Source organism: uncultured Aquimarina sp. (assembly GCF_947496855.1).
GTDB lineage: Bacteria > Bacteroidota > Bacteroidia > Flavobacteriales > Flavobacteriaceae > Aquimarina.
On record NZ_CANMED010000003.1, the window covers coordinates 346,800 to 360,270 of the forward strand.

The following is a 13,471-nucleotide window of genomic DNA, read 5'->3' on the forward strand; positions in this document are numbered from 1 at the left end:
ATATGCAAAACAAGATAACATATACTTTTCTTTTCATATGTCTGATTATTGGAATATCATCCTGTTCGAATAGTGATATTCTCAATAAAACCGAGAAAAACTGGCTACTGCAGCAAGATGCTATAAATGTTGCTGTATATCCGTATTATCCTCCATACCAGTTTATAAATAAAAAAGATAGTATCGATGGTATTTTAGTGGATCATTTTAGTTCTATTGAAAATAAAATTAATTATAAATTTCAAAAAAAATATTACACAAGTTGGATCAAATTACTGGAAGATGTTAAAACTAAAAAAATTGATATCGTACTGGAAATGCAGGAAACAGAAGGAAGACAAAAGTATCTTAATTTTTACACGAAGTTTTTTGAAACCCCTTTTGTTTTAGTTGCTAGAAAAGAAGTTGATAGTGCATTAAAGTTTAAAGATTTTCAAAAGAAAAAAATTGCGGTACCTACAGGGTATTCTATAGATGACTATCTAAAAGAAAATTATCCTAAGTTAAATATAAAAAACTACCCTGATGATATTACTTGTTTACTCAGTGTTCAATCGGGAGAATCTAATGCATATATTGGAGGAAAAGCACTAGTAAATTACCTAATAAAATCAGAAGGCCTTGACGATTTAAAAGTTATAGCAGAAATAAATCATAGTTATATCCCAAGCATTGCGGTCCATAAAGAAAATAAAACGCTTAATAATATCATTGCTAAAGCGACTCGCAATATCTCTAACAAAGAGAAACAAACTATCCTCGATAATTGGCTATTCATTACTGTAAAGCCTTTTTATAAAAAGCCTAAATTCTGGATTATCTCATCGATTATTTTTTTCACGGCTTTAGCTAGTATTATTCTTGTACACTTCTATTTAAAATTCATCATCAAACAAAAAACTAAAGAGCTTCAAATTGCAAAGGATAATGCAGAAGAAAGCAACAGAATAAAAACCAATTTCATTCAGAATATATCTCACGAAATCAGAACTCCGATGAACGGAATTATGGGGTTTTCAGAATTACTAAAATCAGATTCCCTAACACCTGAAGAAAGAAAGGAATATACCGAAATTATTATTGATAGTGGTAAAGACTTAATTACCTCAGTAGATGACATCTTAGAAATTTCTTTACTCGAAACCAAACAAAGTAAATTACGATTTACAGAAACCAATTTAAAAGAACTTCTACTGAAATTAATCTCTGAATACGCTCATAAAGCAAAAGAGAAAAATCTTATCATACATTTAGAAAATGAAATCCCAGAAGAAAAAAATTTAATCATTACCGATAAATCAAAGCTCTATAAAACACTCAATAGTCTAATCGATAATGGTATAAAATTTACTAATACGGGCTCAATAACAATCTTTTCTTATCTTGTAGAAGATTCTATAGAAATATCTATTAAAGATACAGGAATCGGAATTAAACAAAAGGATCGAGATATCATTTTTAAGAGCTTCTCTCAATCAGAAAAAGAGATTTCTAAAAATTTTGGAGGCCTTGGTTTAGGTCTGGCAATTGCTAAACAATACACAGATTTAATCGGAGGAAAAATTTCTTTTGTTAGTAAAGAAAATGAAGGTAGTGCCTTCTTATTAAAAATTCCTTATACCCCAATGCAAAATAACAGAGAACTGTCTACAAATAAAGAAGGGAATCCCATACCAGAAAAACATGTGGTGCTCATAGCAGAAGATGGAGAAATAAACTTCTTATTTTTAAAAACTGTGTTAACCAAAATGATCGACTTCGAGTTTGTTATTTATCGTGCTAAGAATGGTAAAGAAGCTGTTGAAATATGTGAAGACAGTGACAAAATCGATTTGGTATTAATGGATATCAAAATGCCGATTATGGATGGGTATGATGCAACAAAGCGTATCAAAAAAATACGCCCGAATTTACCTGTGGTTGCACAAACGGCATATTCTACAGAAGAGGATATAGAAAGAGCTTTGGCAGCTGGATGTGATGATTTTGTTGCTAAACCAGTGGATCGAAAAATATTACGACCTATCTTAGATAAATATATTTCTCTTTTTAGAAATGAATAATAACTCTAATGTCTATTAAACAACAATATGCTGGCTTTTTAGACAGCAAGTTATTATGGGAAAATGCTTCTCTTTTTGAGCTAGCACAATTTGATTTAGAGATTTCTGATGATTTTATACCTAATGAGCTGCCCATTGAAATCCCAGAAAATGAAGTCTTAGGAAAAAGGATTGAACATTTTTTTGAATACTTCATTAACAACAGTAAAAACAATAGGCTCATCCTAAAAAATCTTCAAATATTTAAGGATAAAATAACCATTGGCGAATTAGATTTTTTGATAGAAGACCGACAGCGAAAACAAGTTCTGCATATAGAATTCATTTATAAGTTTTATCTCTATGATCCTAAAAAAAGTCAAATAGCACTAGAAAGGTGGATTGGTCCTAATCGTAATGACAGTTTATTAGACAAAATAACCAAGTTAAAAGAAAAACAGTTACCACTGCTCTATCGTTCTGAAACTATTACTACATTACAAAAATTAGATATCCAGCCTAATGATATCATACAAAAAGTCTGTTTCTTTGGAAACTTATTCGTTCCATTATCACATCAAAACAAGAAATTTTCTCATCTTAATAATGATTGCATTGTGGGATATTGGATTCACTCAGAAGAATTCACAAAAGAAGAATACGGGTCTTACCTCTATTATATCCCCCAGAAAAAGGACTGGATAACAGATCCCAAATACAATGAAATCTGGCATCCATTTTCATCTATATCTGATCAGTTAAATACTCAACTTATCAAAAAAAAATCTCCATTACTGTGGATAAAAAGTAATGAAGATTCTTTTTCTAAATGTTTTATTGTATGGTGGTGATTTTTAGTTGATAGAAAAGGGTCAATTATTTAGTTAAACCATATTCCAATCAACAGAAATCTATCAACAATCTACTATAAATCACTAATATAACTACCATATAAATCTTTAAATCTAAATCCTTCAGACAATTTATATTTGCTTAGTTTTTTATGCTCTACTAATCCCCATAACAAAAATTCTTTCATAAAATAGCTATCTTTTTTATCTATATCTTGCTGATAGTTTTTAATAAGATCATTTAACGGTTTAATTTCATCCAGCTTTTTTCTGTATGCTGCTTCAGGAATTTCATCTAAAAGTTCAAAACCACTTTGTTCGAAAAACCAATCAATCAATTCTTGATAAGGACTCTGCTCACTTTCTTTTTCCAATCTCTCGATTTTAGGGAAATATTCAGGAAATAATGTTTTGATAGAATCCGAAATCAAATTATGCGCTACAGATGCTGCTCCTTCTTGTTCTCCTTCATATACAAGCTCTACTTTACCAGTAATTGCAGGAACAATACCCATAAAATCACTCAGCCTTAATAGCGTTTGTTCGTCTCCAGATTTTAATGCTCTATATTCTGCTGTACTTAATAAATTTTCATAAGCAGTAATACTCATTCTGGCACTTACACCACTTTTAGAATCCACAAACTCACTTTCTCTAGCCTGAAAACTAATCTGTTCCAATAAATCCTTAGCTAAATCCGGTACGTGAACCAAGTTACTTTGCCTAGAATCTAATTGTGCCTCTTGCTGCGTAATAGTTTTAGCAATTTCTATAGTTTCTGGATAATGTGTAAGGATCTGAGAACCAATTCTATCTTTTAGCGGTGTAACAATACTACCTCTATTCGTATAATCTTCTGGATTAGCAGTAAATACGAATTGCATGTCTAACGGTAAACGAAGCTTAAATCCTCTTATCTGAATATCACCTTCTTGTAATATATTAAACAATGCTACCTGAATACGTGCTTGTAAATCAGGCAATTCATTAATTACAAAAATACAGCGGTTAGCTCTCGGAATCATTCCAAAATGAATTACTCGATCATCTGCATAACTTAGTTTTAGATTTGCCGCTTTAATCGGATCTACATCCCCGATAATATCGGCAACAGTTACATCTGGTGTTGCTAATTTTTCAGCAAAACGATCATTTCTATGTATCCAACTTATTGGGGTTTCATCACCCTTTTCTTTAATTAAATTAGTAGCATATCTGGATATAGGATGATATGGATCATCATTAATCTCTGATCCTTCGATAATAGGAATCCATTCATCTAGTAAATTGATCATCTGTCTGGCCAAACGGGTTTTTGCCTGCCCCCTTAATCCCAGTAAGTTAATATTATGTCGTGATAAAATTGCTCGTTCCAATTCTGGAATTACAGTATTTTCATATCCATGGATCCCTGTAAAAGTAGGTTCTTTATTACTAATCTTAGTTCTTAAATTATCTCTAAGTTCATCTTTTATGCTTTTACTTTTATATCCAGATTCCTTTAATTGTCCAAATGTCTTTATTGTATTTGTATTCATATTTTCTTTTAAGCAAAATTCTAAATTTGTACTATTTTTTATCCTTTAATTCTTTTTTTTCTATTGGTCTCGTAATCTTCAAAAATCATTTCACCTAATCCTTTTAAGCCTGTATAAAAAGCTTTACCCTGATTGGCCTGCGTAAATTCTCTTACAAACTGCATCAGGTATGGATCTTGCGCAATCATAAAAGTTGTAATCGGTATATGTAATTTTCTGGCTTGTTGCGCCATCATATAACACTTGTTTACAATTTGGGTATCTAAGCCATTACTGTTTTTATAGTATTGTCCATCCGGCATTCTCAAACAGCTTGGCTTACCATCCGTAATCATAAAAATTTGTTTATTGGTATTACGTTTTCTTCTTAGCATATCCATGGCTAACTGCAATCCTGCAACTGTATTGGTATGATATGGTCCCACTTGTAGATATGGTAAATCTTTGATCGCTATTGGCCAAGCGTCGTTACCAAAGACAAGAATATCCAATGTATCTTTAGGATATCTTGTCGTGATAAGTTCTGCAAGTGCCATAGCCACTTTCTTAGCTGGAGTGATACGATCCTCTCCATATAAAATCATGCTATGACTAATATCAATCATCAATACAGTACTCATCTGGGCTTTAAACTGCGTTTCCTCTACTACAAGATCATCTTCTGTAAGATTTAGCTCTCCTATTCCGTGATTGATTTGAGCATTTTTCAAACTTTCAGTTATAGATATTCGTTCTAATGCATCACCATACTGATAGTTTCTATATTCGCCTGCATGCTCGTCGCCTCTTCCTGTATATTTGGTTCTATGATTTCCGGATCCACTGCGCTTTAGGTTCCCGAAAATTTGATCCAATGCTCTTTGTCTGATCGCGCGTTCAGTTTTAGAAGTTATAGACATACCTCCTTTTCCATCAGGTTTAATTTCCTCACGGATGTATCCTTTTTTCTTAAGGTCCTCAATGAAATCTTCCATCGTGTAATCTTCACTGGTAAGTTCATATTCTTTATCCAGTTCTTTTAACCAATCCAAAGCTTCATCCAGATCACCCGAAGTATGGGTGATGATCTCTTGAAAAATATCAAAAAGTTTATCAAATGGAGATTGTTCTGGAGCTTCATAATGCTTAAAAGCAAATCCTGTTTTAAAAATTTCCTTTTTCTCTTTCATCATATAAATTTAACACATTTTACAAAAGATATCGCTCGAACTGGAAGGTAATCACATAGAATTAACAAATGTTTTGGAGAATTGGCCTCAGATAACAACTCTTTATGATCTCCCTTTATAAACTCTCCACAATTCTTATCTTTGGGAAGTCAGTTCTATTTTTTGTATCTATATACTAAAAACTACAGACATCAAATAACAAAACACCTTAATTGGCTTATGAAAAATATATATTTATCATTACTAGTAGCGTTACCATTCATCAATTTTGCACAAGATGATATCGAAAAAGTAACATCCACAGTTTCTAAAAGTGAAATTGAGGGTCATATTTATTTTTTAGCATCAGATGAACTAAAAGGACGACAGACTGGTACTCCCGAAAATAAAATAGCCGCTCAATACCTGGCTAATATGCTCCGTGGATATGGCGCCCAACCCGTAACAGAAAATAAAAACTATTTTCAGAAAGTTACGCTAAATACTACTTCTTCATTCGAAAGTGCATCACTAAACATCGGAGATTTTACAACTTCTAAAATAGTAACACTAAAAAAAGCAAATACATCCTTTTCAGGATCATTAGTATTTGCCAATTATGGTTTAGCTGAAGATTACAACAATTTAAATGTAAAAGGAAAAATAGTAGTTACATATTCCGGAACAAAAGATAATAACAATCTTAGATTTGCCTTTTCTAAGATGCAGGAAAAAATCACATTAGCCAAAGAAAAAGGTGCTGTAGGAATTATAGAAGTTAATAGTATAGATGATAAAACCTGGTCACAATTAGATCATAGTTTTAATGGAGAAAAAATGAGTGTTTCTGAAGAAAAAGAGCCTAACAACTTCACTTATTTATGGATCAACGATCAGAAAGAAGAGATCAGTAAGTTTTTTGAAAATAAAAATGAGATTAACGCCACAGTAGAAGTTCAAGGTATTAAAAAAAGTACCGTTGTATCCCAAAATGTAGTCGGAATGGTGGAAGGTACAGATCCTAAACTAAAGAATGAATTTGTCATTTATTCTGCTCATTATGATCACGTAGGTATCGGAAAAGCTGTTGATAATGATTCTATTTATAATGGTGCAAGAGATAATGCTGTGGGAACTGTAACCGTATTATCTGCGGCACAAAATATGGCTAAATATCCAACAAAAAGATCTGCATTATTTATTCTATTTACTGGAGAGGAAAAAGGCTTATTAGGTAGTAAATGGTATGTAAATCACCCCATGATTCCTTTACATCAAATGGTATATTGCTTTAACAGTGATAATGGAGGGTATAACGATACCAGCATTGCCACAATAGTTGGTTTAGAAAGAACAACAGCATCAGATGATATAAAGAAAGCTGCAACTCCTTTTGGTTTAAAAGCTATTGATGATCCAGCTCCAGAACAAGGTTTATTTGATAGATCCGACAATGTACATTTTGCTGCTAAAGGAATTCCTGCACCAACGTTTAGTATGGGTTTTACAGCTTTTGATGAAGAAATAACCAAATACTATCACCAGGTTACCGATAATCCCGATACGTTAGATTATGATTATTTATTAAAATTCTTTCAATCCTATGTATTGGCTTGTAGAAACATTGCTAACAATCCTGAAACTCCTTTTTGGGTTGAAGGTGATAAGTATTATGAAGCTGGTAAAAAATTATATAATAAAAAGTAGATTATCATTTAAATTTTAACTTATATGAGATCTATTGCTCCCATTATTATCATTAGCTTTTTAATGTTCTCGTGTAGACAACAAAACCCTCTCGATGAAATACTGAATTCTGATAAAGAACAGATAAAACGGGTAATGCAAAATATTGAAAAACATGAAGTTCAGATTTTGTATAGCCAGATTGATCAAGATCAAGATGGAAAAGTAATTTTTACGGATTATGAATTCAACGTTTCAGATAGCACTTATTTTTACCCTGCAAGTTCCGTTAAATTTCCAGTCGCCCTAATCGCTCTTGAGAAATTAAAAGAATTAAAGGAAAGAGAAATCAAGGTAGATAGAATGACTAATTTCATGCTGCAGCATGATACTCTGTATACAAATATTGAAAAAGAAATTAGGAAGATTTTTGCGGTAAGCGATAACCAAGCATATAATCGACTATTCGAATTCCTTGGACAAGATTATATCAATCAAAAATTACAATCTAAAAACCTTAAAGGTAGAATTTCGCATAGGTTATCGGCCCCCTATGCTCAAAACCTGAAAACACAATCTATTCTTTTTAAAAAGAATATAGAAGATAGTACTGTTATATACCAACAAGAAAGCATCCAGAATAATACTCAACCGAAATTATCGCTTAATAAACTATCAAAGGGAAAAGGTTACATATACAATGATACATTGATAGAAAAACCGAAAGATTTTTCTAAAAAAAACTATCTACCCCTGCGGTCTTTGCATGAAACGATGAAACGTATTCATTTTCCTAATTCTTACAGTAAAGAAGAAGGTTTTAATATCTCTGAGAACGATCGCCAATTTGTCATTAATACTATGAAGACTTTACCTAGTGAAGCAGGACACGATAAAAAGGAGTACTACGATGGATATGTGAAGTTTTTTATGTTTGGCGATACAAAAGAAAACATCCCAGAACATATAGAAATCTATAATAAGGTTGGATATGCATACGGATATCTAACAGACTGTGCATATATTAAGGATACAAAGAATAACATTACATTTATCTTATCAGCTACAATACACGTAAATGAAAATGGAATTTTTAATGATGATTATTATGAATACGATGAAATAGGCATTCCTTTTCTAGCAGAATTAGGGCGAAAAATCTATCATCTCGAAAAGCTTCGAAATAAATAATTTTACATTAAAAAAGTATATTTCTTTAACAATTATTCATTAAAATCTACAAATACGGTCTAAAACTTCATGTTTTATGATTTATTTATATTTATTTAACAAAAATATATACTAAATAGACTTTTTATGAATTAATTTTAATTCCCCTTAGTTTAAGAATGTCAAATTTTAGTACAAATAGCAACAACAAGTATGGTTACAACATTAATAATCAAGTAGCTATATAGTATGTCAAAGACGTAGTATATAGTTTCATTAAATTTTAAAATATGAAACAATATATACTATTTTTCTTATTATTCTCTTTCGGCATATTGCACTCTAATAGTATTTCTATTAACCGATCTTTTGCAGATATTATTCAAAATCAAATAGATCGTAAACTTTCGGACGAAGAAGTTCAGAAAAGAGGACTTGACGTATTAGCTGCAGAGGTCATTGAAAAAATAGATGAAATCGATTTAAGAAAAACAGCCCGATCAGCTATTTTCGAAACCTCATATGGTTTTAGGTGGAAAATGATTAATCTACATACAGGAAATATGATTATTATTAAAGTGAATAAAGAATTTCAGTTAATCTCTGCTCGAAATAGTAAAAAAACTAAAATAATGGTTCCTTAAATATAGGCCTTAGAGCAACATCGTTTTTACATTATTATATTCCTCTAAGTATTCCCAATATATAATTCTATCATAAGCATATTTGATTAAAATATATTGTTCACTAACCGATAGTATTCTATCTACAGCCACCAGCTTTTTTGACGGTGATGCTACGGTTACTTCTTCTGTAATTTCTTGGTTACTGGCATCGAAACCGTGTACAATAGTATGATTCTTTAAGGTAAGTTCTATAAATTTCATTAGTATATCTTTTAAGCTTCCTAATTTACCTCTTTTTGACCTTAACACCTCTTTAAGAGTTTCGCATTTGCATTTTCTTAACTTTAGGCTCACAATCAAGTAATCAATCAAAAAATGTTAAAAAGATTTTTCCTTTTAACACTACTATTTATTAGTATTTCTGGCTTTTCCCAAAAGAAACTATCTCTAATATATACAGGAAATATGGGTGTATATATAACAGATGATCAATCTTCTGTTCTGATTGATGGATTGCATACTAAATATGGGGATGATTATCTTTTTCCTCCATCAGCATTAGTCCACAAAATAAATACCCAACTACAACCTGATGTCATTCTTTTTACTCATTATCACGGGGATCATTTCAGTACTGAACTTGCTTATAATTATTTAGCATCCAATAAAAAAGCAGTTTTGTTTGGATCTGATCAGATAACTAAAGAAATTAAAAACTTCGAGAATAGGTTATTTACTATATCCACCACGGATTATACAAAACGTACGGTCAAGATTAAAAATCTTAAAATTACTGGAGTAAAAATCAATCACGTAGGTAAAAGACATCTATCTGTGGAGAATGTTGGTTACATTGTTAATTTTGGTATTAGAAAAATCCTGCATGTTGGTGACACTAATTGGATGAAAGAAATCAATCTATTTAATCAATTGAACCTGGTAAATGAAAACATAGATATTGCGATTCTGCCCTACTGGATGTTATTGGAAGATAATGCAACTGCATTAATCAAAAAAAACATAAACCCTAAACAAATCATCGCAACACATATCTCACCCAAAATAAAAAAACAAGAATTGGAGGATATGAGAGAAAGGTATCCAGAAATACATTTCTTAACCACATTAGAACAACGAATACAACTATAATTAACTCACTATTACAACATGAAAAGATTACTATTTCTAATATCTCTTATCCTTGTTTCGGGAATTTATGCTCAGGAATTTTCTATGGATTATGTAAAAAAAATGAACCCACGTAATATAGGACCCGGAGGAATGAGTGGTCGCGTAACTTCCATAGATGTGGTTACTTCTAATCCCGATATTATGTATGCAGGAACAGCATCGGGTGGATTGTGGAAATCTACATCTGGAGGTATTAAATGGAAGCCTATTTTTGATAAACAAGTTACTGCATCTATTGGAGCGGTAGCAATTCAGCAATCCAATCCTTCTGTGATTTGGGTAGGAACTGGAGAAGGTAACCCCAGAAATAGTCTTAACGGAGGATACGGGATTTACAAATCACTAGATGGTGGTAAAAACTGGAAACTGATGGGACTAGAAAAAACGCGTCATATCCATAGAGTAATTGTGGATCCTACAGATCCAAATACGGTATTCGTAGCTGCAATAGGTTCACCTTGGGGAGAACATCCAGAAAGAGGTGTTTTTAAAACTACAGATGGTGGAGAAACATGGAATAAAATACTTTCCGCAAATAATAAAACAGGCGCTGCAGATCTAATTATGGATCCTTCTAACCCAAATAAACTAATTGCTGCTTTATGGGAACATAAACGTGATCCATGGTTTTTTAAATCTGGAGGTGAAGGCTCTGGACTATATATTACACACGATGGCGGAAAAACCTGGAAAAAACGAACGGATAAAGATGGTTTACCCGAAGGAAATTTAGGACGTATTGGAGTTGCTATTTCCAGAAATAAACCAAATATTGTCTACGCTTTAATTGAAGCTAAAAAAAATGCCCTCTATAAATCAGAAGATGGAGGATTTAACTGGAAAAAAATAAACGATAAAAATGATATTGGTAATCGTCCATTCTATTATTCAGAAATCTACGTAGATCCACAGAATGAAAATAGAGTTTATTCTGTATTTACCTATGTAAATGTATCGGAAGATGGCGGTAAAAACTTCACACAACTAATGCCTGCTTATGGAGTGGATAATGGAGTCCACCCAGATCATCACGCTTGGTGGATACATCCGCAAGATGGTAATTTTATGATCGATGGTAATGATGGTGGATTAAATATCACACGTGATGGAGGAAAGACCTGGAGATTTATAGGAAACCTTCCTGTAGCTCAATTTTACCATATTAATGTGGATAACGAGTTCCCGTATAATGTATACGGAGGTATGCAGGATAACGGCAGCTGGCGCGGACCCGCGTATGTTTGGAAAGCTCAGGGAATCAGAAACTCATACTGGCAAGAGATTTCTTTTGGAGATGGATTCGATGTAGTACCGGATAAAGACGATTCCAGATATGGATGGTCTATGAGTCAACAAGGATTTGTAAGTCGTTATGATTGGATGACAGGTAATAACTATACAGTGAAACCCACACATCCAGATCCAGAAATAAAATTACGTTTTAACTGGAATGCAGCAATCAATATTGATCCTTTTGATAATAATACATTGTATTTCGGAAGTCAGTTTGTACATAAAAGTACGGACAAAGGATTAACCTGGGAGATCATCTCTGGGGATTTATCAACCAACGATCCAGAAAAACTAAAACAAGGAGAAAGTGGTGGGCTTACCATGGATGCTACCGGAGCAGAAAATCACTGTACCGTTTTGGTTATAGAACCTTCTTCATTAGAGCGAAACATGCTTTGGGCAGCAACCGATGATGGTCGCGTTCATATTACTCAAAACGGAGGAGCAAACTGGACAGACGTTTCTAAAAATATCAAAGGATTACCAGCTGGTAGCTGGATTGTACAGATCAAAGCTTCTAATAAGAAAAAAGGAGAAGCACTATTGGTAGCTAATGACTATAGAAGATTTAATTATACGCCGTACGCATATAGAACGGTTGATTATGGTAAAACCTGGCAACGCATTGTAGATAGTAATGATGTAAAAAGCTATACTTTGAGTATCGTAGAAGATCCTCTAGAGAAAAACTTACTGTTCTTAGGAACGGATGATGGATTATATATTTCTCTGGATGCCGGAAACAAATGGACAAAATGGACATCTGGTTTCCCAACTGTTTCTGTAAAAGATTTAATCATTCAACCCAGAGAACATGATTTAGTAATAGGAACCTTTGGTAGAGCTGCATGGGTATTAGACAATATCAAACCATTGCGTGCTTTAGCAAAAAACAAAAGTATCTTAAATCAAAAAATAAAAGTATTCGATCCACCCGTTGGATACCAGGCAGCTTATCAGCAACCTACCGGAAGTCGTTTTGGTGGAGATGCTTTGTTTAATGGCGAAAATCGTGATTTTGGAGCTCATATCTCTTATTTTGTAACCGTAGAACAAAAAGAAGCGTCTAAAGAAAATAAAGACGGTGAAGAAACAGGAAAAGAAAATGATGAAGAGGAAGAAGATACTGCAGACGATGAAAAAGAAGAAACAAAGGTAAAATGGGATTCTATTCACCTAAAAGTGTATGATGGTGATCGATTGATCAGAACATTAAAGCAAAAAACTCCTGACTCTACTGGAATTCATAAAATAAGTTGGTTTATGGATGAAAAAGGTGTGGATCGCCCGTCTAGAGAAATTCAGAAACGTAAAGAGGAACCAGGCGGTGTTGATGTGAAACCAGGAACCTATAAATTGGTGATGGAATACGGAGATCAGAAATCTGAAACCAGTATACAGGTAAAATCAGATCCAAGATTACAAGTTTCTCAGCAAAATATAAACGAAGTATACGCCGCTTCTAAAAACCTAGAGGCTATGAGACAGACAGCTGCAGATGCCGTAAAGCAATTGGCAGAAAGTAAGGAAGTAGCTTCAAAATATGAGAAAGAATTGAAAAAACTGGATAAAAAGAAGTTCAAAGATCAGATCAAAGCTTCTAAAAACATTATCAAAAAGATTGATTCTACCGTTGCTATGTATTTAGGAAAAGAGGACAAAAGACAGGGAATCACTCGTAATCCAGAAATAACAGTAATGCAACGTCTTGGTACTGCTGATTGGTACACAAGTAGTAGAAAAAATGGGTTAACGACTACAGAAAAAACCCTGATAAAACATGCTAAAGATGCGCTAATGGATGCATTAGAAAAAACAAATATATTCTTTACCAATGATTGGAAACCTTATCAAGAATCTATAGAGAAACTAAAAACTTCTCCTTTTAAAGAAGTCAAAACATTCACTATCAAATAAAACTTTCAC

General features: G+C 32.8%; 10 protein-coding genes. 7 read left to right on the top strand and 3 right to left on the bottom strand.

Annotated elements, in window-relative coordinates; translation table 11 throughout:
- Positions 1-2 precede the first annotated feature (2 nt).
- Both Q0921_RS10955 and Q0921_RS10960 read left to right on the top strand, forming a co-directional pair.
- The gene (locus tag Q0921_RS10955; protein WP_299256698.1) at positions 3-2,063 is read left to right on the top strand and encodes a transporter substrate-binding domain-containing protein; all 2,061 of its coding nucleotides are present in this window, start codon (positions 3-5) and stop codon (positions 2,061-2,063) included.
- 8 nt (positions 2,064-2,071) lie between these two features.
- On the top strand, positions 2,072-2,893 hold the full coding sequence (locus Q0921_RS10960) for a DUF1853 family protein (RefSeq protein ID WP_299256700.1): 822 nt from the start codon (positions 2,072-2,074) through the stop codon (positions 2,891-2,893).
- A gap of 74 nt (positions 2,894-2,967) precedes the next feature.
- Here Q0921_RS10960 and Q0921_RS10965 read toward each other — a convergent pair whose 3' ends face one another.
- Entirely contained in the window at positions 2,968-4,431 is a 1,464-nt protein-coding gene (locus tag Q0921_RS10965; RefSeq protein ID WP_299256702.1) for a magnesium chelatase, read from the bottom strand.
- Positions 4,432-4,469: 38 nt separating this feature from the next.
- Entirely contained in the window at positions 4,470-5,600 is a 1,131-nt protein-coding gene (locus Q0921_RS10970; RefSeq protein ID WP_299256704.1) for a VWA domain-containing protein, read from the bottom strand.
- Between the two features lie 219 nt (positions 5,601-5,819).
- On the opposite strand from Q0921_RS10970, the gene Q0921_RS10975 reads away from it, so the two are divergent.
- The 3 genes from Q0921_RS10975 to Q0921_RS10985 all read left to right on the top strand — a co-directional run bounded on the left by Q0921_RS10975 (position 5,820) and on the right by Q0921_RS10985 (position 9,079).
- Positions 5,820-7,286 (top strand): M28 family peptidase, encoded by a 1,467-nt coding sequence (locus Q0921_RS10975; RefSeq protein ID WP_299256706.1) that lies wholly within the window; start codon positions 5,820-5,822, stop codon positions 7,284-7,286.
- A 24-nt stretch (positions 7,287-7,310) separates the two neighbouring features.
- The gene (locus Q0921_RS10980; RefSeq protein ID WP_299256708.1) at positions 7,311-8,456 is read left to right on the top strand and encodes a serine hydrolase; all 1,146 of its coding nucleotides are present in this window, start codon (positions 7,311-7,313) and stop codon (positions 8,454-8,456) included.
- A gap of 269 nt (positions 8,457-8,725) precedes the next feature.
- Positions 8,726-9,079 carry a hypothetical protein gene (locus Q0921_RS10985; protein WP_299256710.1) on the top strand — a complete coding sequence of 118 codons (354 nt, stop codon included), beginning with the start codon at positions 8,726-8,728 and terminating at the stop codon, positions 9,077-9,079.
- A gap of 9 nt (positions 9,080-9,088) precedes the next feature.
- Here the strand turns inward: Q0921_RS10985 and Q0921_RS10990 are convergent, their stop codons facing one another.
- Entirely contained in the window at positions 9,089-9,322 is a 234-nt protein-coding gene (locus tag Q0921_RS10990) for a hypothetical protein (RefSeq protein WP_299256712.1), read from the bottom strand.
- A 114-nt stretch (positions 9,323-9,436) separates the two neighbouring features.
- Between Q0921_RS10990 and Q0921_RS10995 the strand changes: the two genes are divergently transcribed.
- A complete protein-coding gene (locus Q0921_RS10995; RefSeq protein ID WP_299256714.1) occupies positions 9,437-10,210 on the top strand; it encodes an MBL fold metallo-hydrolase in 774 nt (257 codons plus the stop codon).
- An 18-nt stretch (positions 10,211-10,228) separates the two neighbouring features.
- Complete coding sequence (locus tag Q0921_RS11000; protein ID WP_299256716.1) at positions 10,229-13,462, top strand: hypothetical protein; 3,234 nt, start codon at positions 10,229-10,231, stop codon at positions 13,460-13,462.
- Positions 13,463-13,471 lie beyond the last annotated feature (9 nt).

What these genes read in the sequence shown, in the direction of transcription:
- Q0921_RS10990 (WP_299256712.1), bottom strand. Translation starts at nt 9,322, where the DNA reads ATGAAATTTATAGAACTTACCTTAAAGAATCATACTATTGTACACGGT.
- Q0921_RS10995 (WP_299256714.1), top strand. Translation starts at nt 9,437, where the DNA reads ATGTTAAAAAGATTTTTCCTTTTAACACTACTATTTATTAGTATTTCT.
- Q0921_RS10980 (WP_299256708.1), top strand. Translation starts at nt 7,311, where the DNA reads ATGAGATCTATTGCTCCCATTATTATCATTAGCTTTTTAATGTTCTCG.
- Q0921_RS10955 (WP_299256698.1), top strand. Translation starts at nt 3, where the DNA reads ATGCAAAACAAGATAACATATACTTTTCTTTTCATATGTCTGATTATT.
- Q0921_RS10985 (WP_299256710.1), top strand. Translation starts at nt 8,726, where the DNA reads ATGAAACAATATATACTATTTTTCTTATTATTCTCTTTCGGCATATTG.
- Q0921_RS10965 (WP_299256702.1), bottom strand. Translation starts at nt 4,431, where the DNA reads ATGAATACAAATACAATAAAGACATTTGGACAATTAAAGGAATCTGGA.
- Q0921_RS11000 (WP_299256716.1), top strand. Translation starts at nt 10,229, where the DNA reads ATGAAAAGATTACTATTTCTAATATCTCTTATCCTTGTTTCGGGAATT.
- Q0921_RS10975 (WP_299256706.1), top strand. Translation starts at nt 5,820, where the DNA reads ATGAAAAATATATATTTATCATTACTAGTAGCGTTACCATTCATCAAT.
- Q0921_RS10970 (WP_299256704.1), bottom strand. Translation starts at nt 5,600, where the DNA reads ATGAAAGAGAAAAAGGAAATTTTTAAAACAGGATTTGCTTTTAAGCAT.
- Q0921_RS10960 (WP_299256700.1), top strand. Translation starts at nt 2,072, where the DNA reads ATGTCTATTAAACAACAATATGCTGGCTTTTTAGACAGCAAGTTATTA.